Origin of the sequence: Dokdonia pacifica, from assembly GCF_900188275.1 — a bacterium.
GTDB classification, from domain to species: Bacteria; Bacteroidota; Bacteroidia; order Flavobacteriales; family Flavobacteriaceae; genus Dokdonia; species Dokdonia pacifica.
The window spans coordinates 258,027-281,130 of record NZ_FZNY01000007.1 but is presented as its reverse complement, the minus strand read 5'-3'; the positions used below and the strand labels follow the sequence as shown (position 1 = coordinate 281,130).

Below are 23,104 nucleotides of genomic sequence, written 5' to 3'. Positions count from 1 at the left end.
ATACTCTTTATTAGAATCATGTTTAACTATTACTATATGTTTAAAAAAAAAGATCGCCTGAAATATTATTTCAGGCGATCTCAAATATATCTATAAGATATAAGAGTTATTATGTTCTCTTATTGTCTTGTAAATCTAATAGTTGAAACGTATGGTGCAGAAGGACAAGTTCCTGCTCCTGGATCATCAGTAGTGATAATAAAGCTTAAGTCTATTACACTGTCATCTGCAGCGTCATAAACTCCAAACTGAGTTCCGAAAGAACCAGCAGCCATTGCGCCTCCACAACCTACACCGCCTCCTGGGAATTGGTTAGGGAATATAGTGGCACCACAAACTAGATTAAATACTAAATCTCCAACGAAACCAGCTCCACCATTAAATTCTGGTAAGAATACTACGTCTTCGATAATTCTTTCAGTATCTCCATTTCCAGCTACCATGTTATATGTAGTTTCACTCCAATCAATAGTAGCTCCGAAATCTGGGAATACTCCTTCTTGAATTGATAATGCATAAGTTCCAACAGCAAATGCTGAATCTACTGGACAAGTTACTGTCGCAGTATATTGGAATGGAGAATTAAAGAATCCAGCAGTAATAATACCCCCAGCGTTATTTACAGAAAATACACGTCCATCAGTTAAATTTAAAGAAAGACGAATTGTAAATGTATCCCCTCCAAAAAGTTGATCTCCAGTTACACCTGCACCAGCGTTTAATTCATCAGATGAAATAGCTAGTGTGTGTCTTGGTAAACCAAAAGGAGATGGATCTGTAAATTCAGAAGCATCAATAGTTCTTATAGAGAACTCATTGAAGTTTGCTCCAGTCGTATCTCCATCATCTGGAGAGTTGTCTGAGAATGTAGCAAATACATCAACACTTTGTAATAAAGCTCCTTCTTCTCCATCTTGCTCCTCTATTTGAACAGAGAAACCAGCGTCTAATCCGATAGGAAGTTCATTTGAAATTATTTGGATTGTACGAAGTACAGCTCCAGTTTCAACAGTATCTTGAACAACCACTGTTACATTTTCTTCATCGTCATCACAAGAACCTAGCGTTAATGCTAAGATTCCTATGAAGAAATATTTATATAAGTTTTTCATGTTTAATTTTTCTTTAAATTAAATTTTAGTTTGCTGCAGGGAATCCACCACTAGGTGAAGACGGAGGGTTAGTATCCCAGAATACTTGAACACTCTGATCTGCTTTTTGACTAATATTTGGATTTGCTACAACTTCAGACGTAGCATAAGGGAATGACCTTACAAATCCTCCTGGATTTGGCTCTAAGTTTGGAGGAAGCGTTGTTGGGAAACCTGTTCTTCTGTAGAAGTTATAAGCTTCAGCTCCAGCTCCAAATTGAGAGATCCAGAATTGCTCAGCAAGCAAGTTCATACGATCAGTATCATTAGTAGCATTATCAAATGCCATTACTTGAGCGTCAACAAAAGCAGTGATGTCTCCAGCAGTAGCTTCGAATGATGCATCTCTAGAAGCATCTAAAGCTCCAAATGAAACTACTTTGTTTACAGACTTAGTAATACCATTCTCAATGTGCATAGAAGCAGCACCAGGGTTATTCTGAGCCATAGCAACTTCAGCACGCATGAAATCAACTTGAGATGCAAGTAAGAATGGCTCTATACCTGCTCCTCCTCCTCCTAGACCTAAGCCTACGTTAGAGAAACGATCATCATCAAATAATCCACCTGCAGGGTATACACCAGCAGCAGTTCTGAAGAAGTTATCTGGTGGAGCACCTCCATCATCTCCAGGGTAACGACCCCAGTATCCATTTTCTACGAAACAGAAGATATCACCAAATCCAGCTGCAGCAACGTGTGCAGGTGGTTGTTGAAGAGAACATTGTAATGTTTCTCCATTACCAGCTGGATTACAGCTAGCTCCTGGTGTACAATCAGTTTGTCTGAAATAATAGTAACGAATTCTTGGATCATTTGAGTTTAACATATAATCCATAGTCCAGTTAGACTTGTAGAAACCAGCTCCAGAAGGAGTGTAATCTGCAATAAAATCAGGATGACGTTCATCTGGATTTACTTCATTAGTTCCAAATGTAAATTGGAAATCTTGATCATTAGATTCGATGAAGTTACCTCCAGCAATAATTTGATCAAAAGTAGTATAATCTTGAACAGTCACAGCTGCCTTTAAACGAATCGTATTGATAGCTCTAATCCATAAAGCAGAATCTCCTCCGTAAAATAAATCAGCACCAGTTGTACCAGCTAATAAACCTTCAGCTTCGTCAAGCATAGCTAAAGCAGCAGTATATACTGATTGACCTGAATCTACATTAGGTGCAGGGAATTCATCTGGCTGAACAGCTTCAGATAAAGGGACATCTCCAATAAAATCTACTAATAACATTAAACTATGAGCTAACATTACTTTAGAAGTTCCTTCTTGGAAATTAAGAGAACCATCACCAGCTGCTGCATTTAATTCAGAAATAGTATTAATATTTGGAATCATAGCAGTAGAATAGATTCTATTCCAGTTTGCATTTAATGCATTACCAGTTACTCCAGCAAAATAATCTCTAGAGTTGAATGCATTAATTCTAACTAATCCTGCAGCATTTCCATTGTAGCTAGACATATTAGCTAAGTACCCTATTTGTATAGTGTTAGCCAATAAGTTTGGATCAGCTTGACTAGGGTTAAGTCCATTGGGGTTTTCAGTTTGCTCAAGTTCTATTGTCTCACAAGAGTAAAACATAGCAGAACTAGCAACTGCAACCGCCATTATGAATTTAATTATTTTTTTCATAATTATAATTTTATAAATTTTTAATTAAAATGATGCTTTAACACTTACACCGTAACGCTTAGATGATGGTCCGTTAAGGAAATCAAATCCACGTCCGTTACCTACACCTACACCCGCTACGTTTGGATCAAAGTTTGCTCCGTCTGGTGTGTTGTATGCATCATACCAAAGGTTGAATCCGCTAGCCGTAATGCTGAAAGAACCGAATGGTGTTTTTTCTAAATATTTCTTAGGAACATTATATCCAAAAGAAATTTCTTGAAGTCTAACTACAGATCCATCATATACTTGTAATTCAGATGGTCCGAACAGTATGTTTGAGAAGTAATACTGAGAGTTGTTAATCTGTGTTTGGTTAGGAGTTGAATTTCCAGCAGCATCAACATTTACACCTGGAAGGATGAACGTGTTTTCTCTGTCTTCAGTTTCAACAATTAATCCACGACCAAGAAGTACAGAAATAGTTGATGCATAAATGTCACCTCCTTTAGTGTGGTTAATTTGGAATCCTAAGTTAAAGTTCTTGTATGATAATGTGTTGATAAAGTTCATTACATAATCTGGCTGTGGGTTACCAATGATTGGTTGAATGTTACGACCATCATCTAAAGTAATGTTAGGCTCAGATACATAGTTACCAGCACCGTTTACTACAAAGTTACCGTTAGCATCTCTTAAGATACGATCTCCAACGATTACCCCTAATTGCTCACCTTGAATAGCAGCATTTCCTAAGTTACCGAATCCAGCATATACAATGATATCTTCAGCTTGCTCAGTTACGATTTGCTCAGATTGAGTAAAGTTAATTCTTGAATTCCAGTTGAATCCATTGTTATCACTTTTAAAGATGTCAACACCTAAGTCAACTTCCCATCCATCTCCTTCTACTTTACCAATGTTATCTTGTGTAGCGGTAAATCCAGTTGAAGGTGCTAAGTTTCTATTTACAATTAAGTCTTCAGTTTGACGATCAAAATAAGATACATCTAAACTAACTCTATTTTTCCATAGACGAGCATCGAAACCTACTTCAAATTCGCTAATAAGCTCAGGCTGTAAGTCTGGATTTGCTCTAAAGCTACTAAGTGCATTTGTTGTTAAACCAACTTGTTGCTGGTTAATTCCTTGGTTTACAATTTGAGATACTGGGAATCCTTGAGGGAATCCTGCAGATGTTCCTAAACCAGCTCTTACTTTTAAGTAATTTAATGCATCACTCTTTAAGCCATCAAATGCAGCTGTTGGTAAGAAAGAGATACTAGCACTTGGGTAGAACTGAGAGTTGTTCTCAGTTGGAAGGTTAGAAACCCAGTCATTACGAGCAGAAAGTGTAATGAAAGCAAAGTTGTCATAATCAAAATCAGCTTGAGCTAACACCCCTACAATATTTCTAAAAGTAGTGAATTGTCTTGCAACTTGTTGTCTAAAGTTAAAGTGTCTTTGAACACCAAATACGATCTGATCAGTACTATTTACACCTTGTGCGTCTACTTCTCTAGATCTAGAAGTTGCACCGGCGATAAATGTTAAACCAATTTTTTCACTTAAATCATAATCTCCGCTTATAGCAGCATAGTGATCCCAGATTCTAGTGTTAATATCAAATGTGTTGTACTCTCCACGAATATCATCACGAGCAGCACCTAATACACCACCTCTGTTAATGTAACTTTCGTTTCTTTGGTTGAAGAAATCAACCCCAGCTCTATACTGAAGGCTTAAGTTATCTGATAATTGGTAAGATAAAGTTGAAGTACCAAATACACGGTTTGTTAATTGAGAATCTTGTGCATTTTGAACAATCCAATTTGGGTTGTTAATGTCATTTCCATCACGGTAGTATATACTTCCTCCTGTTTCAGGAATTTCAAATGGAAGGTTTACTAAATCTACGTTACGTGGTGTAAAGAATACATTTGCAAATACAGAGAATCCTGTTGTTCCGTTTCCTAAAGAAGCAGCAACTGGAGGAATAGCGAAATTTGTTCTAGCATAGTTTAAAGATCCAGAGATCGTAAACTTGTTAGATAATTGAGCTCTACCACCAATAGATAAGTTATTTCTTCTTAATCTGTTTCCAGGGATAAATCCTTGATCATCTAAATGACCGTAGTTTACATTATAAGATACTTTTCCATCTTCAGAACTTCCATTTATATTAATAGAAGTGTTAGAAACAGCTCCTGTTCTAAAAAATGCATCTACGTTATTATATGGTCTCCACTCATAACGCTGATCTTGGAATTCATCTTCAAGGATGTTGTTACCTCCTAAGAATCCATCTAAGAAAGCTGAAGAAGAATATGGATGCTCTACAGTTCCATCAGCAGCAATTAATTGCGCTGGGTCATTTAAATATCCATCAACTCCATCAGGGTTGAAAGCAGGACCCCAGTTAGAGAAGAACCATCCAAATGATTGGTCAAATCCTCCACCGTAGGTGTTTTGATAATCTGGTAATGAAGCAATTTCATTAGCAAAATAAGATTGGTTAATTGTAATTTCTGTTTTCTTTGGACCTTGTCCACGAGAAGTTGCAGATTTTGTAGTAATTACAATTACACCATTACGTCCAGCTGTACCATAAAGAGTAGCTGCTGCTAAACCTTTAAGTACGTTAACGCTTTCAATATTGTTTGGATCAAGATCTAAGAAACGAGAAGATCCATTGTTACCGTTTGCAAAGTTTCCATCGGTATTTGTGTCACTACTGAAAGGAACACCATCTACGATGAAAAGTGCTTGGTTACTACCGTTAATAGAGTTGTAACCACGAATTACAACGTTAGTTGCAGATCCTGATGCACCACTCTGAGATGTAATAGCAACCCCAGACGCTTTACCTGAAAGTATACGTCCAACATCACCTTCTGTACGGTTTTCTATTTCTTCAGAAGAAACCTCACTTACAGCATATCCTAACGCTTTCTTCTCACGCTTTATACCCTGAGCTGTTACGATTACTTCATCAAGTTGATTGTCTGAAGCAAGAGTAACATTAATTGTAGTTTGATTACCTACAGTAACCTCTTGAGTTGCGTAACCTACATAGCTAAAAACAAGTACATCATTAGGACTTGCTTGAATAGTATAGTTACCATCAAAATCGGTTTGAGCTCCAGTCTGAGTTCCTTTAACGAGGACACTTGCTCCAGGCAATGGTCCGTTTTCTTCAGAAACTGTTCCGGAAACTGTTGTTTGTGCAAATGAAACTTGCACGACAAACGCTAACAAAAGCGTTAAAATTCCACTAAACTTTGTTTTCATTTTTATAAATTATTTGAATTAGCCAATGTCAAAAATCACAATAAAAAGTTAATTACACAACTATTTACTCCTAAAATTTAGAATTTTTAAATATATCTGAATAATAGGTGAGATGTATTTAAAATTAGAGTTCTAGCTATATGGGAAGCTTTGATCTTTTTATGTTTTAATGATTAAAGTATATAATATGACAGATTTCATTTATTAAATTTTTAACAATAAGTATCGCTTATGGTGTCTTGCCTTGCCTGTTAATTTAGTGTTAATGATTTATTTTACTGACTCTTATGTGTTTTTCATTATTTGTTAGAGATAGGTTATATGGGGGTTGTAGTTTCTTTAATAGATGTTCTTTAAGCTATCATTTATTTGTTATTGTTTTTGTTTCTTGATGGTGTTTTATAAAATTGAAAAAGGCTTTTCTGAACAGAAAAGCCTTTTTATTAAATAATAAAATAATTTTTATTGTTTTGTTAATTCAAATACGACTCTATATGGATCTAGATTACAACCTCCAGCATTGTCTACATTGTCTTGGAATATAATTTGAAACACACTGTCGTCTTCTAAATCAATTGTGGCTTGATCTTCAGGGAAAGATCGAGCTAATAATGCTGCTCCACAACCTACTCCTCCTCCTGGGGCTTGGAGTGGCACCTCAATTTGATCGCCATTAATTGAAAAGTCAAATGGACCGCAAAAGCTTCCTAGTGAAGGCAGGTAACATAAGTCTGTTATTCTGCGATCTTCTAGTGAGAGGAATTCGATATCAATTACTCTTCCTGTTTCGTATGAGCCAGTTGCTCCGAAACCAGGAAAAACGCCTTCCAATACATCTAATTTATACGAACCTGAAAAGGGACCTAATATACCAGATCTTATTGTAAGAGATGATAGTATCTCTGAAGTTGTGTAATTAGGAGAATCTTCAATATCTAAAATTAAATTTTCAGCTAATGCAGGAAAACCTGTAGGATCTGTTATCGTAACAATGAAAGAACCAGAAAACTCATTCGCAGGTATAACTACATTTGTGGTAGATATGCTATAAGAATCAGGATTTAGTGTTGATGCATCATTAATTAGTAGATTAATAGTTCTTGGAGTATCTGATAATTTAGATGCGTTTACAGAAAACATCATCTCTCTAGTTTCTCCGACTTCAATTGATAAATTAGCACTAGATTGACTTAGACTAATTATGGAAGGATCTGAATCTTGGATTCCTGATCCGAATTCAGAGTCATCATCACATGATGTAAATGCGATAATGCTTATTGTTATTAATAGTATATATTTAATTTTTTTCATTTTTCATTTTTTTTAGTACCCAGTATTTTGAGTGTAGTTAGGATTTGCATTTATTTCAGCTATAGGAATAGGAAATTGAAATCTAAAATCACCACTAGGTATTGTTTGTGTTTCTGCAGGTGTTCCTGAACCATCTCTTAAATCCCCAAATGAAGATCGTTGAATAGCCTCTCCTCGTCTTTTTAAGTCAAAAAATCGATGTCCTTCAAATGCTAGTTCTACTCTTCGTTCAAATTGAATAGCATCCTCTAGAGCTTGTCCGGTTTCAGTCCCTGGTGTAAATGGAGTGTATCTCTGAGCTCTTAGTAAGTCTAGTGTAGTTAGAGCAGATCCTTCAAGGCCTAACTCGAATTCAGCTTCAGCTTTGTTTAGTAAAACTTCTGCAGCTCTCATGACTTTTATATCTAGACGTCCATTTACTTGTCCTGCTTCTCCCAGAAACTTGCGGATTCCATTGTGCTCTGCATCTCCATTAGCACTATCAAATTGAATTACATTTTTTCTTGCGTCGTCATCACTAATGCTGTTTAAGAATTCAAAGTCTACAGCATATTCAGATATTGTATTCGTGATTTCTCCAGCTTCTATGCTTCCTTGACTATAAATAACACCTACATTATTGAAGTTTGCTTCTGGTCCTGCTGTATTAACAGAGAGTTCTATAACGATACCATCGTTAGAAGCATCTATATAGATGTTTTCTAAATCATCTTGAGTAGCAAGCGCAGTGGTTACTTCATTTGCGGCATCAATAGCATTTTGATATTGTCCTAAGTATAAATATACTCTAGATAATAACGCAAATACCCCATTACGAGTTAGTCTCCCTTCTGAGTTTGATTCTGAAATCAAAGTGCTAGCAGTAATAAGGTCTTCTAAAATTTCTTCATAATTAGAGCCTATAGACTCTCGTTCTGGAAAAATAGGAGCAGGTTCTTCAAAATTTACATCTCCATCTTCTACCTTAATATACGAAACACCTAGCGCATTAATAGCATCACTCGATTGTGTTGGTATAGGTCCATATATACGAGCTAGATCAAAATGAGCCCAAGCTCTTCCTGCTAATGCTTGTCCTAAAATATTGTCTCTTGTTTCACTAGCTTCTAGTCTGTCTATTTGAGAAACAACAATGTTAGAAATATTTATGGCATTGTAAGCTTGACTAAAGTATAGATTTATTGCACCTCCGGTTGCTGCTGTGTATTCGTAGTCAAAGTATGCTTCATTAGATCTTCGACCAGTAGTTACTAAAATAGCATTATCAGATAAAATATCTGGAATACCTTGTAACGCTGATCCTGGTGCTGAGTAATATCCAAAAAGTTGATTGTACATTCCGTCTACCGCTGTTTGAAATTCTGTAGTACCTTGTAGGAAATCTATAGGATTAACAGAAGTAAATGGTTCTAAATTGTCTATTTCATCACTACAAGAGTATGTCATACTCAATATTAGTGCTGATACTATTGTTAATTTTATTTTTTTCATTTTGTTTTTTTTATTAAAATCCTACTTCTACGCCAAACGTATAAGAACGAGTTTGTGGGTAACTAAATAAATTGAATGCTCCAGCTACAAAACCAGCATTACCAGGTGCAGATGTTTCTGCAGATCCAATACCTACTTCTGGATCTCCTTCAAAACCAGTGACTGTAAGTATGTTTTGTCCGGTTCCGTATATTCTTAATGAGCTTATAAATAGCTTTTCAGTAAATGAGCTAGGCAGGCTATAGGCTACAGTTAATGATCTAAGACGTAAGAAATCGCCTTTTTCAAGGAATCTTGTTGAAGTTTGATCAGCAGTAGCTTGAAACAATGGGCTAGGGAGTACATCTGTGTCGCCAGGTTGTCTCCAGAAATTTAATGCTTCTGTTCTAAGATTGGCATCTATGTTGCCTATAGCAACACCTGCTTGTCGCTGGAAGTTGAGAATATAATTTCCAGTTTGGAATGCCCAATCTGAACGTACACTAAACCCTTTCCAACTAAAATCTGTATAAAAACCTCCTTGAATATCTGGAGCAGGTGATTTGCCTTCTAGTAATGTTTGGAAGTCAGCACTGAAATTGTCAGTGATAGCGTCATTTTGATCAAGGTATAAAGGTGCTCCATTAGCAGGGTTTACGCCAGCATATCTTGGTAAAAAGAATGTGTTTAATTCTTCACCTTCTCTTAGTATGGTATTCCCGTTGATAATATCTGCTCCATCTAATAATGAAACTACTTCATTATTTAGCTGGAATGAAATATTACCACCTACAGAAAATCTGATATTACTATTTCTTACAACATCATAGTTTAAAGAAACTTCTAATCCTTGATTCTCAATTTCTCCTACATTTGTAACTACAGAGTTATCAAGGTCTCCTTGAGTTGAAGAAAGTGGTCTAGGTAATAATAATTCGTCTGAGTTTCTTTGGAAAAAATCTACAACCCCATTTAGACGATTTTTGAAAAGCCCCCATTCTACACCTATATCAAGTGTTCTTTGTGCTTCCCATTGAATGTTAGGATTTCCTAATCCGAAAGGAATTAATGCGGGATTTCCATTAAATGTGCTAAACCCAGCAAGGTTTAAAAATTGGAAATCACCAATAGCTTGATTACCAGCCGTTCCTAAAGAACCTCTTAACTTTAAATTGCTAATAGTAGAATTGTTGGCTAGAAAGTCTTCATTGGTTAAGTTCCATGCTAAACTACCACTCCAAAAGTACCCTTCTTGATTATTTGGCCCAAATCGAGTTGATGTATCACGACGTATACTAGCTGAGGCAACATATTTTCTATTATAATCATATGTTAGAAATAATCCTTGAGAGAATAATCTATTTCTTATTTCATTTGAACCAGCTGTTTGTGCTTCAGTTGCAACATCTTGAAATGGAATATCAGGTGAAGGGAATCCTCTACTTGTAGAAAACTGACTTGTAAAAATACGCTCAACATAATCTAAAAGAAAGTCAGCTTGAAGGTTATGTACTTCATTAAAGGTGTCCTTATAGCTCAATGTATTTGTTACATTGTAGCGTAAATCGATAGATGCATTATCTGTTTGAGTTCCTGGAAAATTCGCATCTCCTACAAACCCTTGAAGAACTCCTCCAGGAAGTGATCTATTGGTTCTATTAAATCTATTAGACGTTGCTCCAACTAAGAAGTTGTTAGAAAATTTGTCAGATAATTTGATGTTAGCACCTAAACTACCTATAATTAAGAAATTTCTATTGTCTTCTGGTTCTGTTTCAAGAGCTCTGGCAATTGGAAAACCTGTTGAAGTTGGATTGAATACATTATCCCCATTTTCATCTGTTTGAATGTTTCCATCTGCATCTCTTAGAAATAATGGTTCATAAGGATTGTAGTCATATAAAGCCCTAAATGGGTTTTGAACATTGTTTCTGTCTCTTGGGAGGTCAGATGTATTACGTGATAAAGATATTTTTGTGTCTACACGTAACCATTCTTTGGCTTGGTACGATGTGTTTAGACGTAATGAGGTTCTTTCAAAACCATCAATACGATCAATAATACCAGTGTTTTTACTATATGCCAAGGATAAGAAATAGTTTAGTTTATCATCTCCTCCAGATATAGAAAGGGAGTTGTTTTGTATAAACCCTTGTCGAAGAAGTTCGTTTTCCCAATCTGTATCTAAGTCAATAAGAGCGGCAAGCTCTTCTGGTGTAGAAGTGGCTCCAGGTAAACTTTGGGCAGCTGCAACACCAAGCTCGGCAAATTGTCTTTCGATATCTAATTTACCTCTTGCGTCTAAAAGATCAAAAGGGTCTGGAATACGTTGGGAAAATCCTATGGAAGAATTGAAATTGATTCTTGCTTCTCCACTTTTTCCTTTCTTAGTTGTAATAAGAACAACCCCATTTGCTCCACGTGAACCATATAAACTTACTGTAGCTGCATCTTTTAAGATAGAGAAACTTTCTATGTCATTTGGATTGATGTTGTTTACGTCATTGGCGTCTATAGGAACCCCATCTACAACATATAATGGAGTGGTAGATGCACTTAATGACCCAATTCCACGTATTTGTACAAATGCAGTTTGACCAGGTCTACCATTAGCTCCAACAACTTGCACACCAGCGGCTTTACCTTGTAGAGCGTTATCTAAACTAGTAGACGGTACTAAGTTTTCTATATCTTTACCAGTAACGGTAGATATAGCAGAGGTAGATAGTTCTTTCGTTCTACTACCAAACCCTACAATAACTACTTCCTCAAGCGTATTATCGGGTTCTAGTGTTACAGTAATTGAAGTTTGATTGCCTACTGGAACTTCTACATTTTTAAATCCTACATAACTTATGACAAGAATGTCTGTGGAATTTACATTGGATAAGGTAAACTTACCATCAAAATCTGTTTGTGTACCATTGGATGTACCCTTTACTAAAACATTTGCGCCTGGTAAAGGGCCTTCAGTTTCTAGGACTGTTCCTGATACTGTTTTTTCTTGTGCAGACGCAGTCTGCACTGCCAACACTAGAAATAGTGTCAGCATTAAGCATAACTTTTTTTTCATTTTCTTTTAAATTACAATTTTTGATAAAAATCACAATAAAAAGTTATTTACACAACTATTTATTGCTAAATATTGAAATTATATGCATTTTAAGTGAATTATCTTTAAAGAAATTGATTTTTTCTTTTTGATAGGTTGTATGCTTAATTGTTGAATTACTGCTTGTTCAGTGGCTGAAAAGCATAAGGAGGTTTAAAAGTGTAGTGTAATTCTTTTTAAGCAGAATTTGCAATTCTTTTTAAAATGCATATCAGGTCAATATTCTTGTTCACGTTGAACATAAAATAGTAAGGAGGTGCTTCCTGATATTTTTCTATTTCATTATCAAGATTGCTATTTAATGGCGGTTTTTAGATAACACCGATAAAGCTTTACTTTTATGTTAATTTTAACATAAAAAAATATAGCTCCTTAATTAAAAGCGTATTGCTAGTTGGAAATGTAGTTTCGTGTTAGAAAAACGAAATGTTTGATTTTCAGCTTTTCCATTGGCGAGATTAATCTTGAAGATACCTGCTTTAGTTCTTAATCCGGCTCCAAGTCCAAAACTTACGAGTTTTTCTTTTTGATCAGTAATTTCATTTTCAAAATATGCTAGATCAATAATACTGTGTACATATATGCTAGAATTTAAAACATATCTGTATTCTGTGTTTAATGTGCTTACGAGATTTGCAAAAATGCTATTTTCTTCAAATCCCCTGATACTAGTGATTCCGCCAAACCTGTATAATTCATTAGTTAAGTATGAGTCAGATAGAAGCACTTGTGTTTTGTTTCGGAGGTAAATCTGATTGGTTTCGTTGAGCTGAAATATATGACTTGTGGTAGCATCAAAATTAACTTGCTCTTCTTTAATTGCGGTAGATGATCTGTTTCCTATTTCACCCTCTAGAATAAATTGTGTCTTGATCGGAAAGAAAAAATCGGATTGTAATTTTGAAAATGTGAAACCTCCAAGTATTCTTTGTTGTGTATAATCTTCTATGATCTCATTATCTGTATTCGTAGATTCAATAAGATCTTCAGATTGTTTTGACTTGTATCCTAATGAAATGGTGCTATTCGCATTTATTTGATAGAATAAGCTAACTTCTTGACTGTTTTCAGAAAATGTACTGTCTTTTCTGAATAATGATAATTGTGTTTCAAGCCCAAGCGGACTTCTGAATAGATATGGTAATGTGGCTTTTACATTTAATTGTGTTTGATCATCACCATCGCTCTTGTAGTTTAAGAGTAATGTTTCGCCATAATTAAGATTATTTGTTAGTATGAGGTCTATGTAACCATCTAATTGTAATCTATTAGTTTCTTCGTTTGTTGCAAAACCAAGAAAACCATCAAAACGATTGTTGACTTTTCTTTCTAGGTAAAAATATAATGTAGTGCTATCTTTTGTAAATAAAACCTGAGGATCTTTTTTTGAGGTGATAAAACTTAGATTGTTTAATCGCTCGTTTTGTTCGAGTAATTCTTTTTGATTAAATACGTTGCCTTCTTTTATTCTTGCATAATGTCTTATGTATCCTTTCGGAACTTTCTTGTAACCATTTATAATGATGCGATCAGCATAGCGATTTACATCCTGTTCTATAGATAGATTTCCGTTAAGTGTATTTGAGTTGTCTTTGGTGATGGATGTTATTTGAAAGCTGGTAAATGGATTTCCGCTATTTGCAACAATGGAGGTTAAATTTTCTAAAACCGCTTTCGCGAAAGCGGTCTCAATAAGAATACTATCGTTTTTTATAGTGAGATTTCCTTTTTTGAGATATGCTTTAATAACCGACTCGCTACCTGTGTATATTCTTATATATTTATAATGCTTGCCTAAACTCATTCTGGATGTATAGGAAGAATCGCTGTCTTTATTTCTTTTTTCTATAATATCTATATACCCTAATTGGGAGAGGTCATTTTTAAGGCTGTCTATGGTTTTGAAAAGGGGTGTGAGTTCTTTGAATGTTTTTTGGTATCCTATACTGTCAATTAATTTTGTTTCAGTAGGAGATTCTCCTTTGATGGTAAGAATTAGCTTTCCTTCTTGAGACAGGCAGTAAGAAGTGTTGTATATATACAAAAGGAAAAAAATATAGATAATGCGTCTCAAATTGAATTTGATTTTTTAATGTAAAACTAACGGTTTTTGTAGGTAAAAAGTGTTTTTAATTTTATTTAATGGAAAAGCAAATTAAAATAAGTGAGTTATTATTTGATTAATCTTAAAATAATTGTACTTTTGCAAGCCCTTAGAAAAGGGTTAGTTAATTTTTAACAAAATTTAGGTAGAAAGAAATTATGCCAACAATTTCACAATTAGTACGAAAAGGAAGAGCCAAAATAACCAAGAAGAGTAAATCGGCTGCTTTAGATTCGTGCCCACAACGTCGCGGCGTATGTACTCGTGTTTACACGACTACACCTAAGAAACCAAACTCGGCTATGCGTAAAGTTGCGCGTGTTCGTTTAACAAATGGTAAAGAGGTGAATGCATACATCGGAGGTGAAGGACACAATCTTCAGGAGCACTCGATAGTATTGGTTAGAGGTGGAAGGGTAAAAGATTTGCCAGGAGTTAGATATCACATTGTACGTGGAGCTTTGGATACCGCAGGTGTTCAGGGAAGACTACAGTCGAGATCTAAATATGGTGCAAAACGCCCTAAAAAGTAAATCATCAACACTTTTAAAGAGAAGAAATGAGAAAAAGACAGGCCAAGAAGAGACCACTTTTACCAGATCCACGCTTTAACGATCAGTTAGTGACTAGATTCGTTAACATGATGATGTGGGATGGAAAAAAATCGGTAGCTTTTAAAGTTTTTTACGATGCAATTGATATCGTAGAAGAGAAGAAAACAGACGAAGAGAAAACAGCATTAGAAATGTGGAAAGATGCATTATCTAATGTGATGCCTCACGTAGAAGTACGTAGTCGTCGAGTAGGAGGGGCAACTTTCCAAATTCCAATGCAAATCCGTCCAGATCGTAAGATCTCAACTGCTATGAAGTGGTTAATTGGATATGCAAGAAAAAGAAATGAAAAATCTATGGCTTCTAAGCTTGCTGCAGAAATATTAGCTGCTGCAAAAGAGGAAGGTGCTGCTGTAAAGAAACGTGTTGATACACACAAGATGGCAGAAGCAAATAAAGCATTCTCACACTTTAGATTCTAAGAAATGGCAAGAAATTTAAAATTCACTAGAAATATTGGTATTGCTGCACACATTGATGCTGGTAAAACTACTACTACTGAGCGTATTCTTTATTATACAGGTGTAAGTCACAAAATTGGAGAGGTGCATGATGGTGCTGCTACAATGGACTGGATGGAGCAAGAGCAAGAGCGTGGTATCACGATTACTTCTGCTGCTACTACTTGTGAGTGGAAATTCCCACTTGAAAATGGACAGTCTACTCCTGAAACTAAAGGATATCATTTTAATATAATTGATACTCCAGGTCACGTTGATTTTACGGTTGAAGTAAACCGTTCATTACGTGTTCTTGATGGGTTAGTATTCTTATTTAGTGCTGTTGATGGTGTTGAGCCACAATCTGAAACTAACTGGAGACTAGCTGATAATTACAAAGTGCCACGTATTGGATTTGTAAATAAAATGGACCGTCAGGGTTCTAATTTCCTTGCTGTATGTCAGCAAGTAAAAGACATGTTGAAGTCTAATGCTGTGCCAATTGTATTGAATATTGGTGATGAGGCAGACTTTAAAGGAATTATCGATCTTGTAAAAAATCGTGCTATTGTATGGCATGATGAAACGCAAGGGTCTACATTTGATATAATCGATATTCCTGAAGATATGAAGGAAGAGGCTAGAAAATATCGTGCGATGCTTATTGAAGAAGTGGCAACTTACGATGAGAATCTTCTTGAGAAATTTATGGAAGATGAAGATTCTATTACTGAAGAAGAAGTGCATGCTGCACTTCGTGCTGCGGTAATGGATATGGCTATAATTCCTATGATTTGTGGATCTGCATTTAAGAATAAAGGAGTTCAATTCCTTCTTGATGCGGTATGTCGTTACTTGCCTTCTCCAACAGATAAGGAAGGTATTGTGGGGATTAATCCTGATACAGAAGAGGAAGAGATTCGTAAGCCAGATGTAAAAGAGCCATTTGCGGCGCTTGCATTTAAGATTGCTACAGATCCATTTGTGGGTCGTTTGGCATTCTTCCGTGCGTATTCAGGTCGTTTAGATGCTGGATCTTACATTTTGAACAACCGTTCAGGAAAGAAAGAACGTATCTCTCGTATATATCAAATGCACTCTAATAAACAAAATGCTATCGAGTATATCGAGGCAGGAGATATTGGAGCTGCGGTTGGATTTAAAGATATTAAAACTGGAGACACTATGTCTTCTGAGAAGCATCCTATTGTTCTTGAATCAATGGACTTCCCAGATCCGGTAATTGGTATCGCAGTAGAGCCTAAAACAAAAGCTGACGTAGATAAGCTAGGTATGGCGCTTGCTAAGCTTTCTGAAGAAGATCCAACATTCCAAGTTAAAACTGATGAGGCTTCAGGACAGACTATTATATCTGGAATGGGTGAGCTTCACTTAGATATTATTGTAGATCGTCTTAAGCGTGAGTTTAAGGTAGAGGTAAATCAAGGACAACCTCAGGTTGAGTATAAAGAAGCGATTACGCAAAAAGCAGATCATCGTGAAGTTTACAAGAAGCAATCAGGAGGTCGTGGTAAATTTGCTGATATCGTATTTACTCTTGAGCCAGCTGAAGAAGGAAAAGTAGGTCTTGAATTTGTTTCTACAATTAAAGGTGGTAACGTTCCTAAGGAATTTATCCCTTCTATTGAAAAAGGATTCAAAATGGCAATGGTTAACGGTCCTCTAGCTGGATACGAGGTAGATGCTATGAAGGTAACATTAACAGATGGATCTTACCATGATGTGGATTCTGATCAGTTATCTTTCGAACTTGCTGCGAAATTAGGATTTAAGAATGCTGCAAAAGCTGCAAAAGCAGTTATTATGGAGCCTATTATGAAGCTTGAGGTAATTACTCCTGAAGAAAATATGGGTGATATTGTAGGTGATCTTAACCGTCGTCGTGGACAAGTGAGTGATATGGGTGATCGTGCTGGGGCAAAAACTGTAAAGGCTACTGTGCCACTTTCAGAAATGTTTGGATATGTAACTACATTAAGAACATTATCTTCTGGACGTGCTACATCTACAATGGAATTTTCTCACTATGCAGAAACTCCTTCTAATATATCAGAAGAGGTGATTGCAGCATCTAAAGGAACAAATTAATTTACTAAGGATATGAGTCAAAAAATAAGAATCAAATTAAAGTCTTACGACCACAACTTAGTAGATAAGTCTGCTGAGAAAATCGTAAAGACAGTAAAAACAACTGGAGCTGTAGTAACTGGGCCAATTCCACTTCCTACGCATAAGAAAATTTTTACAGTACTACGTTCTCCACACGTAAACAAGAAATCTCGTGAGCAGTTTGAGCTTAGCTCTTACAAGCGTTTGCTTGATATCTATAGTTCTTCTTCAAAAACGATTGACGCGTTAATGAAGTTAGAATTGCCTAGTGGAGTTGAAGTAGAGATAAAAGTGTGATAGATTGAGTGCGCTTTCGCGAAAGCGTACTCATCACTATAAAATGTCCTGAGCTGCGTGCGAGGGAAAAACGGAGAAAATACATTCAGGGTTGAAGGTATTTGACCCTGTTTTTTTTGAATAGAATTTTAATAATTAATATAAATAAATATGTCTGGGTTAATCGGAAAAAAAGTAGGTATGACCAGCATCTTTGACGAAAATGGGAAAAACATTCCATGTACAGTCTTAGAGGTAGGTCCCTGCGTAGTTACCCAAGTCAGAACCAAAGAAACTGACGGGTATGAAGCCCTTCAACTTGGTTTCGATGACGCAAAAAAGGCAAACAAAGCTGCTAGCGGTCACGCTAAAAAAGCAGGTACGGTTGCAAAACGCAAAGTTGTCGAGTTTCAAGGATTTGAAGGAGAATTTAAATTAGGAGATGCAATCACTGTAGATCACTTTGAAGAAGGTGAATTTGTAGATGTAGCTGGAACTTCAAAAGGTAAAGGTTTTCAAGGGGTTGTTAAGCGTCACGGCTTTGCTGGGGTTGGACAAGCAACTCACGGTCAACATAACCGTTTAAGAGCTCCAGGTTCTATTGGTGCTGCTTCTTATCCTGCACGTGTATTCAAAGGAATGCGTATGGCAGGTCGTATGGGAGGTGATCAAGTGAAAGTTCAAAATTTAAGAGTTTTAAAAGTAGTAGCAGATAAGAATCTACTTGTTGTGAAAGGATGTGTTCCTGGTCACAAAAACGCTTATGTAACCATTCAGAAATAATGAAAGTAGCAGTTGTAGATATTAAAGGAAAAGAAACAGGGAGAGAGGCAAACCTTTCTGATGCTGTTTTTGCTATTGAGCCTAATAATCATGCTGTATACTTAGATGTTAAGCAATATCTTGCTAATCAACGTCAAGGAACTCATAAGGCAAAAGAGAGAGCTGAAATTTCAGGATCTACTCGTAAGATCAAAAAACAAAAAGGAACTGGTACGGCTCGTGCGGGTAGTATCAAGTCTGGTGTTTTTAAAGGAGGAGGAAGAATGTTTGGTCCTAGACCAAGAAACTATTCCTTCAAACTTAATAAAGGAATGAAAAGATTAGCACGTCGTTCTGCACTTTCTTTAAAGGCAAATGATAAAGCAATCACAGTCGTAGAAGACTTTAATTTTGAGTCTCCAAAGACAAAAGATTTTATTAATGTGCTTAAGGCTTTAGGGCTTGAGAATAAAAAATCTTTGATAGTGTTGGGAGAGTCAAATAATAATGTATATTTGTCGTCACGCAATTTAAAGAGCTCTGAAGTTATAACTAGCTCAGAATTAAGTACTTACAAGATTATGAATGCAAATAATGTTGTATTACTTGAAGGTTCTTTAGAAGGTATTGAGACTAACTTAGCTAAATAAGACGTCATGAGTATTTTAATAAAACCTGTTATTACGGAAAAAGCTACGATGGATAGTGAGGTTAATAATCGCTATACTTTCGAAGTAAGTATGAGAACAAATAAGGTTGAAATTAAAAAAGCAGTTGAGTCTGCTTATGGCGTTTCAGTTGAAAAAGTTCGAACAATGAATATCCGTCCAGATCGCAAATCTCGTTACACGAAATCTGGGATGATTACTGGTAAAACAAATGCTATTAAAAAAGCAATTGTACAGTTGGCGGAAGGTGATACAATAGATTTTTATAACAACATTTAATTTCTTAAAATGTCAGTAAGAAAACTAAAACCTATCACTCCGGGGCAGCGATTTAGAGTTGTAAATGGTTTCGACCAGATCACAACTGATAAGCCTGAAAAGAGCCTTTTGGCTCCAAGAAAACGCTCGGGAGGTAGAAACAACACGGGAAAAATGACGATTCGCCAAGTAGGTGGTGGTCATAAAAGAAGGTACCGTATTATTGATTTTAAACGTAACAAGGAAGGAATTCCTGCTACAGTTGCATCAATTGAATATGATCCAAACAGAACTGCGTTTATCGCATTGCTTAACTATCAAGATGGTGAAAAGCGTTATGTGATTGCTCAGAATGGTCTTCAAGTAGGTCAAAATATCGTTTCGGGAGCAAATGTTGCTCCAGAAATTGGTAATGCAATGCCACTTTCAGATATTCCATTAGGAACAATTATTTCTTGTATCGAATTACGTCCGGGACAAGGGGCTGTTATGGCTCGTAGTGCTGGTGCTTTTGCACAGTTAATGGCGCGTGATGGTAAATTCGCTACGGTTAAATTGCCTTCAGGAGAAACAAGACTAGTTCTTGTTACTTGTATGGCAACAGTTGGAGCTGTTTCCAATAGCGATCATCAGTTATTGGTATCTGGTAAAGCTGGTAGAAGCCGTTGGTTAGGAAGAAGACCTCGTGTACGTCCAGTAGTGATGAACCCTGTAGATCACCCAATGGGAGGTGGTGAAGGTAAATCATCTGGAGGTCACCCTCGTAATAGAAATGGAGTTCCTGCAAAAGGATACAGAACACGTTCTAAGACGAAAGCGAGTAATAAATATATTGTAGAACGTAGAAAGAAATAATAAGATATGGCACGTTCATTAAAAAAAGGACCTTACGTTCACTATAAGTTAGAAAAGAAAGTAGCTGCAAATGTTGAAGCTAACAAAAAGACTGTAATTAAAACATGGTCTAGAGCTTCAATGATTACTCCAGATTTTGTGGGGCAAACAATTGCAGTACATAATGGTCGCCAATTTGTTCCTGTATATGTTACAGAAAATATGGTGGGTCATAAATTAGGAGAATTTTCACCTACACGTTCTTACAGAGGACATGCTGGTGCAAAAAATAAAGGTAAAAAATAATTGAAGTCATGGGAGTTCGTAAAAGAGAATCAGCAGAGGCACGTAAAGCTGCTAATAAGCAAGTAGCTTTCGCTAAATTGAATAACTGCCCGACTTCACCTAGAAAAATGCGCCTAGTAGCAGATATGGTACGTGGAGCAAAGGTGGAGAGAGCACTTCAGTTATTAAAATTTAGTAATAAAGAAGCATCTCGCAAGGTTGAGAAATTAGTTCTTTCTGCAATTGCAAATTGGGAAGCAAAGAACGAAGACGCAAGTATTGAGGATGCAGATCTTTTTATTAAAGAGATCAAAGTGGATAGTGGAGCAATGTTAAAAAGATTGCGCCCAGCACCACAAGGTCGTGCACACAGAATAAGAAAACGCAGCAATCACGTTACAGTTGTGCTTGGTGCAAACGATAACACACAAAGCAATTAATTTAGATGGGACAGAAGACAAATCCAATCGGAAATCGCCTAGGAATTATCAGAGGATGGGAATCTAACTGGTACGGAGGTAACGACTACGGTGATAAACTTGCCGAAGACGATAAGATTAGACGTTATATTCACGCTCGTTTAAGTAAAGCTAGTGTGTCACGTGTAATTATTGAGCGTACGCTTAAACTTGTAACCGTTACTATCACTACTGCTAGACCTGGTATTATTATCGGAAAAGGTGGTCAAGAGGTAGACAAGTTAAAAGAAGAGCTTAAGAAAATTACTGAAAAAGAAGTACAAATTAATATCCATGAGATCAAACGCCCAGAACTTGATGCGTTCTTGGTAGGGTCTAGTGTTGCTCGTCAGATTGAAAGTCGTATCTCTTTCCGTCGTGCGATAAAAATGGCAATTGCGGCTGCAATGCGTATGAACGCTGAGGGTATTAAAATCCAAATTTCTGGACGTTTGAATGGTGCTGAAATGGCACGTTCAGAGTCTTATAAAGATGGACGTATTCCTTTATCAACATTTAGAGCCGATATAGACTATGCTTTAGTGGAAGCTCATACTACTTACGGTAGACTGGGTATTAAAGTGTGGATTATGAAAGGTGAAGTATATGGCAAAAGAGAACTTTCTCCATTAGTTGGTTTACAGAAAAAATCAGGTAAAGGTGGTTCGGGTAAAGATAACCGCGGATCTCGCCGTAGAAAGTAATTTTTTAAAAGAACAAGAAAATGTTACAGCCTAAAAAAACAAAATTTCGTAAGCAGCAGAAGGGTCGTATGAAAGGTCTCTCTCAAAGAGGGCATACACTTTCAAACGGAACTTTTGGAATTAAGTCAACAGACTCTAATTTTATTACTGCTAGACAGATAGAAGCAGCTCGTATTGCAGCAACACGTTACATGAAAAGGGAAGGTCAATTATGGATCAAAATATTCCCGGATAAGCCTATTACTAAGAAGCCTCTTGAGGTACGTATGGGTAAAGGTAAAGGTGCTGTTGAGTATTGGGCAGCTGTCGTAAAACCAGGACGTATATTATTTGAAGTAGGTGGAGTGCCTGAGCCAGTGGCTAAAGAAGCACTTAGACTTGCAGCTCAAAAACTTCCTGTGAGAACAAAGTATATTGTAGCTAGAGACTTTTCAGCTGAATAAATTATAAGATAATGAAACAATCAGAAGTAAAAGGATTATCTGTAGCAGAATTACAAGAAGAACTTGGAAAAGCTAAAAGATCTTATGCAGATCTAAAAATGGCACATACAATTTCTCCATTAGACAATCCTATTCAATTGCGTGCTTTAAGACGTACTGTCGCAAGAATAGCAACTGAATTAACTAAAAGAGAACAATAACGCTGCTTAAGATGGAAAAAAGAAATTTAAGAAAAGAGCGTATTGGTGTTGTAACCAGTAATAAGATGCAAAAATCAATTGTTGTATCTGAGGTTAAAAAAGTAAAACACCCTATGTATGGAAAATTCGTTTTAAAAACGAAAAAATACGTAGCACACGACGAAACAAATGACTGCAACGAAGGAGATACTGTTAGGATTATGGAAACTCGTCCTATGAGTAAATCAAAATGTTGGAGATTAGTAGAAATCATTGAAAGAGCTAAGTAATGTTACAGCAAGAATCAAGATTAAAAGTAGCAGATAACACAGGAGCAAAAGAAGTTTTGACTATCCGTGTGTTGGGAGGTACTAAGAGAAGATATGCTTCTGTAGGAGATAAAATTGTTGTATCTGTAAAAGATGCAACTCCTAACGGTCAAGTAAAAAAAGGAGCCGTTTCTACAGCAGTAGTTGTGCGTACTAAGAAAGAAGTGCGTCGTCCAGATGGATCATACATTCGTTTTGACGATAATGCTTGTGTTCTTTTAAACGCTCAAGGTGAAATGCGTGGAACTCGTGTTTTTGGACCAGTAGCGAGAGAACTTCGTGATAAGCAATTCATGAAGATTGTATCATTAGCACCCGAAGTGCTTTAATACATTAAGAAGATGACAAAACTTAAAATAAAATCAGGAGATACTGTTCGTGTTACTGCTGGAGCCCAAAAAGGGAAAGAAGGTAAGGTTGTGAAGGTATTTGTAGATAAAAATAAAGTTATCGTTGAGGGTGTAAACATGGTTAAAAAACATGAAAAGCCTAGCGCTGCAAATCCTCAAGGTGGTATTAAAGAAAAAGAAGCACCTCTTCAAATTTCAAATGTGTCTTTAATAGACAGTAATGGTAAAGCTACTCGTGTAGGTTACCGTATGGAAGGAGATAAGAAGGTTCGTTTCGCAAAAACAACAAACGAAATCATATAGTC

At 36.3% G+C, this 23,104-nt stretch carries 23 protein-coding genes; 16 read left to right on the top strand and 7 right to left on the bottom strand.

Features of this window, described 5'->3' with window-relative positions; all coding sequences use genetic code 11:
• Positions 1-119 precede the first annotated feature (119 nt).
• The 7 genes from CHB80_RS19860 to CHB80_RS19830 all read right to left on the bottom strand — a co-directional run bounded on the left by CHB80_RS19860 (position 120) and on the right by CHB80_RS19830 (position 14,039).
• Positions 120-1,112: a DcrB/PsbP domain-containing protein gene (locus tag CHB80_RS19860; protein ID WP_089373262.1), complete on the bottom strand. Its 993-nt coding sequence runs from the start codon at positions 1,110-1,112 to the stop codon at positions 120-122.
• Positions 1,113-1,137: 25 nt separating this feature from the next.
• On the bottom strand, positions 1,138-2,802 hold the full coding sequence (locus tag CHB80_RS19855; RefSeq protein ID WP_089373261.1) for a SusD/RagB family nutrient-binding outer membrane lipoprotein: 1,665 nt from the start codon (positions 2,800-2,802) through the stop codon (positions 1,138-1,140).
• A gap of 24 nt (positions 2,803-2,826) precedes the next feature.
• Complete coding sequence (locus tag CHB80_RS19850) at positions 2,827-6,072, bottom strand: SusC/RagA family TonB-linked outer membrane protein (protein WP_089373260.1); 3,246 nt, start codon at positions 6,070-6,072, stop codon at positions 2,827-2,829.
• 462 nt (positions 6,073-6,534) lie between these two features.
• Positions 6,535-7,383: a hypothetical protein gene (locus CHB80_RS19845; RefSeq protein WP_089373259.1), complete on the bottom strand. Its 849-nt coding sequence runs from the start codon at positions 7,381-7,383 to the stop codon at positions 6,535-6,537.
• 12 nt (positions 7,384-7,395) lie between these two features.
• The gene (locus CHB80_RS19840) at positions 7,396-8,874 is read right to left on the bottom strand and encodes a RagB/SusD family nutrient uptake outer membrane protein (RefSeq protein ID WP_089373258.1); all 1,479 of its coding nucleotides are present in this window, start codon (positions 8,872-8,874) and stop codon (positions 7,396-7,398) included.
• 13 nt (positions 8,875-8,887) lie between these two features.
• Positions 8,888-11,905 carry a SusC/RagA family TonB-linked outer membrane protein gene (locus tag CHB80_RS19835; RefSeq protein ID WP_229746914.1) on the bottom strand — a complete coding sequence of 1,006 codons (3,018 nt, stop codon included), beginning with the start codon at positions 11,903-11,905 and terminating at the stop codon, positions 8,888-8,890.
• A 436-nt stretch (positions 11,906-12,341) separates the two neighbouring features.
• Positions 12,342-14,039, bottom strand: coding sequence for a BamA/TamA family outer membrane protein (locus tag CHB80_RS19830; RefSeq protein WP_089373256.1), 1,698 nt, complete (start codon positions 14,037-14,039; stop codon positions 12,342-12,344).
• 188 nt (positions 14,040-14,227) lie between these two features.
• Here CHB80_RS19830 and rpsL point away from each other — a divergent pair, with 188 nt between their 5' ends.
• The 16 genes from rpsL (at position 14,228) to rplX (ending at position 23,102) form a co-directional block, all read left to right on the top strand.
• The gene (gene rpsL / locus CHB80_RS19825; protein WP_089373255.1) at positions 14,228-14,602 is read left to right on the top strand and encodes a 30S ribosomal protein S12; all 375 of its coding nucleotides are present in this window, start codon (positions 14,228-14,230) and stop codon (positions 14,600-14,602) included.
• Between the two features lie 26 nt (positions 14,603-14,628).
• Positions 14,629-15,105: a 30S ribosomal protein S7 gene (gene rpsG, locus CHB80_RS19820; RefSeq protein ID WP_089373254.1), complete on the top strand. Its 477-nt coding sequence runs from the start codon at positions 14,629-14,631 to the stop codon at positions 15,103-15,105.
• A 3-nt stretch (positions 15,106-15,108) separates the two neighbouring features.
• On the top strand, positions 15,109-17,232 hold the full coding sequence (gene fusA, locus CHB80_RS19815) for an elongation factor G (RefSeq protein ID WP_089373253.1): 2,124 nt from the start codon (positions 15,109-15,111) through the stop codon (positions 17,230-17,232).
• Positions 17,233-17,244: 12 nt separating this feature from the next.
• The gene (rpsJ, locus tag CHB80_RS19810) at positions 17,245-17,550 is read left to right on the top strand and encodes a 30S ribosomal protein S10 (protein ID WP_013073266.1); all 306 of its coding nucleotides are present in this window, start codon (positions 17,245-17,247) and stop codon (positions 17,548-17,550) included.
• A 150-nt stretch (positions 17,551-17,700) separates the two neighbouring features.
• Positions 17,701-18,312, top strand: coding sequence for a 50S ribosomal protein L3 (gene rplC / locus CHB80_RS19805; protein ID WP_089373252.1), 612 nt, complete (start codon positions 17,701-17,703; stop codon positions 18,310-18,312).
• Complete coding sequence (gene rplD, locus CHB80_RS19800) at positions 18,312-18,941, top strand: 50S ribosomal protein L4 (RefSeq protein WP_089373251.1); 630 nt, start codon at positions 18,312-18,314, stop codon at positions 18,939-18,941. Before rplC ends, rplD begins: the two co-directional genes overlap by 1 nt.
• Positions 18,942-18,947: 6 nt before the next feature.
• Entirely contained in the window at positions 18,948-19,238 is a 291-nt protein-coding gene (gene rplW, locus CHB80_RS19795) for a 50S ribosomal protein L23 (protein WP_089373250.1), read from the top strand.
• A gap of 9 nt (positions 19,239-19,247) precedes the next feature.
• Positions 19,248-20,072, top strand: coding sequence for a 50S ribosomal protein L2 (gene rplB, locus CHB80_RS19790; protein WP_089373249.1), 825 nt, complete (start codon positions 19,248-19,250; stop codon positions 20,070-20,072).
• 6 nt (positions 20,073-20,078) lie between these two features.
• Positions 20,079-20,357: a 30S ribosomal protein S19 gene (rpsS, locus tag CHB80_RS19785; protein ID WP_089373248.1), complete on the top strand. Its 279-nt coding sequence runs from the start codon at positions 20,079-20,081 to the stop codon at positions 20,355-20,357.
• Positions 20,358-20,365: 8 nt separating this feature from the next.
• Entirely contained in the window at positions 20,366-20,776 is a 411-nt protein-coding gene (rplV, locus tag CHB80_RS19780; RefSeq protein ID WP_089373247.1) for a 50S ribosomal protein L22, read from the top strand.
• 5 nt (positions 20,777-20,781) lie between these two features.
• Positions 20,782-21,498: a 30S ribosomal protein S3 gene (rpsC, locus tag CHB80_RS19775; RefSeq protein ID WP_089373246.1), complete on the top strand. Its 717-nt coding sequence runs from the start codon at positions 20,782-20,784 to the stop codon at positions 21,496-21,498.
• Between the two features lie 20 nt (positions 21,499-21,518).
• A complete protein-coding gene (rplP, locus tag CHB80_RS19770; RefSeq protein ID WP_089373245.1) occupies positions 21,519-21,941 on the top strand; it encodes a 50S ribosomal protein L16 in 423 nt (140 codons plus the stop codon).
• Positions 21,942-21,952: 11 nt separating this feature from the next.
• Positions 21,953-22,141, top strand: coding sequence for a 50S ribosomal protein L29 (gene rpmC / locus CHB80_RS19765; RefSeq protein WP_089373244.1), 189 nt, complete (start codon positions 21,953-21,955; stop codon positions 22,139-22,141).
• A gap of 11 nt (positions 22,142-22,152) precedes the next feature.
• Positions 22,153-22,410 carry a 30S ribosomal protein S17 gene (gene rpsQ / locus CHB80_RS19760; RefSeq protein ID WP_089373243.1) on the top strand — a complete coding sequence of 86 codons (258 nt, stop codon included), beginning with the start codon at positions 22,153-22,155 and terminating at the stop codon, positions 22,408-22,410.
• On the top strand, positions 22,410-22,778 hold the full coding sequence (gene rplN, locus CHB80_RS19755) for a 50S ribosomal protein L14 (protein WP_089373242.1): 369 nt from the start codon (positions 22,410-22,412) through the stop codon (positions 22,776-22,778). The genes rpsQ and rplN overlap by 1 nt, the downstream gene beginning before the upstream one ends.
• Before the next feature lie 12 nt (positions 22,779-22,790).
• Positions 22,791-23,102, top strand: a complete 312-nt coding sequence (gene rplX, locus CHB80_RS19750) for a 50S ribosomal protein L24 (RefSeq protein WP_089373241.1) — start codon at positions 22,791-22,793, stop codon at positions 23,100-23,102.
• Positions 23,103-23,104 lie beyond the last annotated feature (2 nt).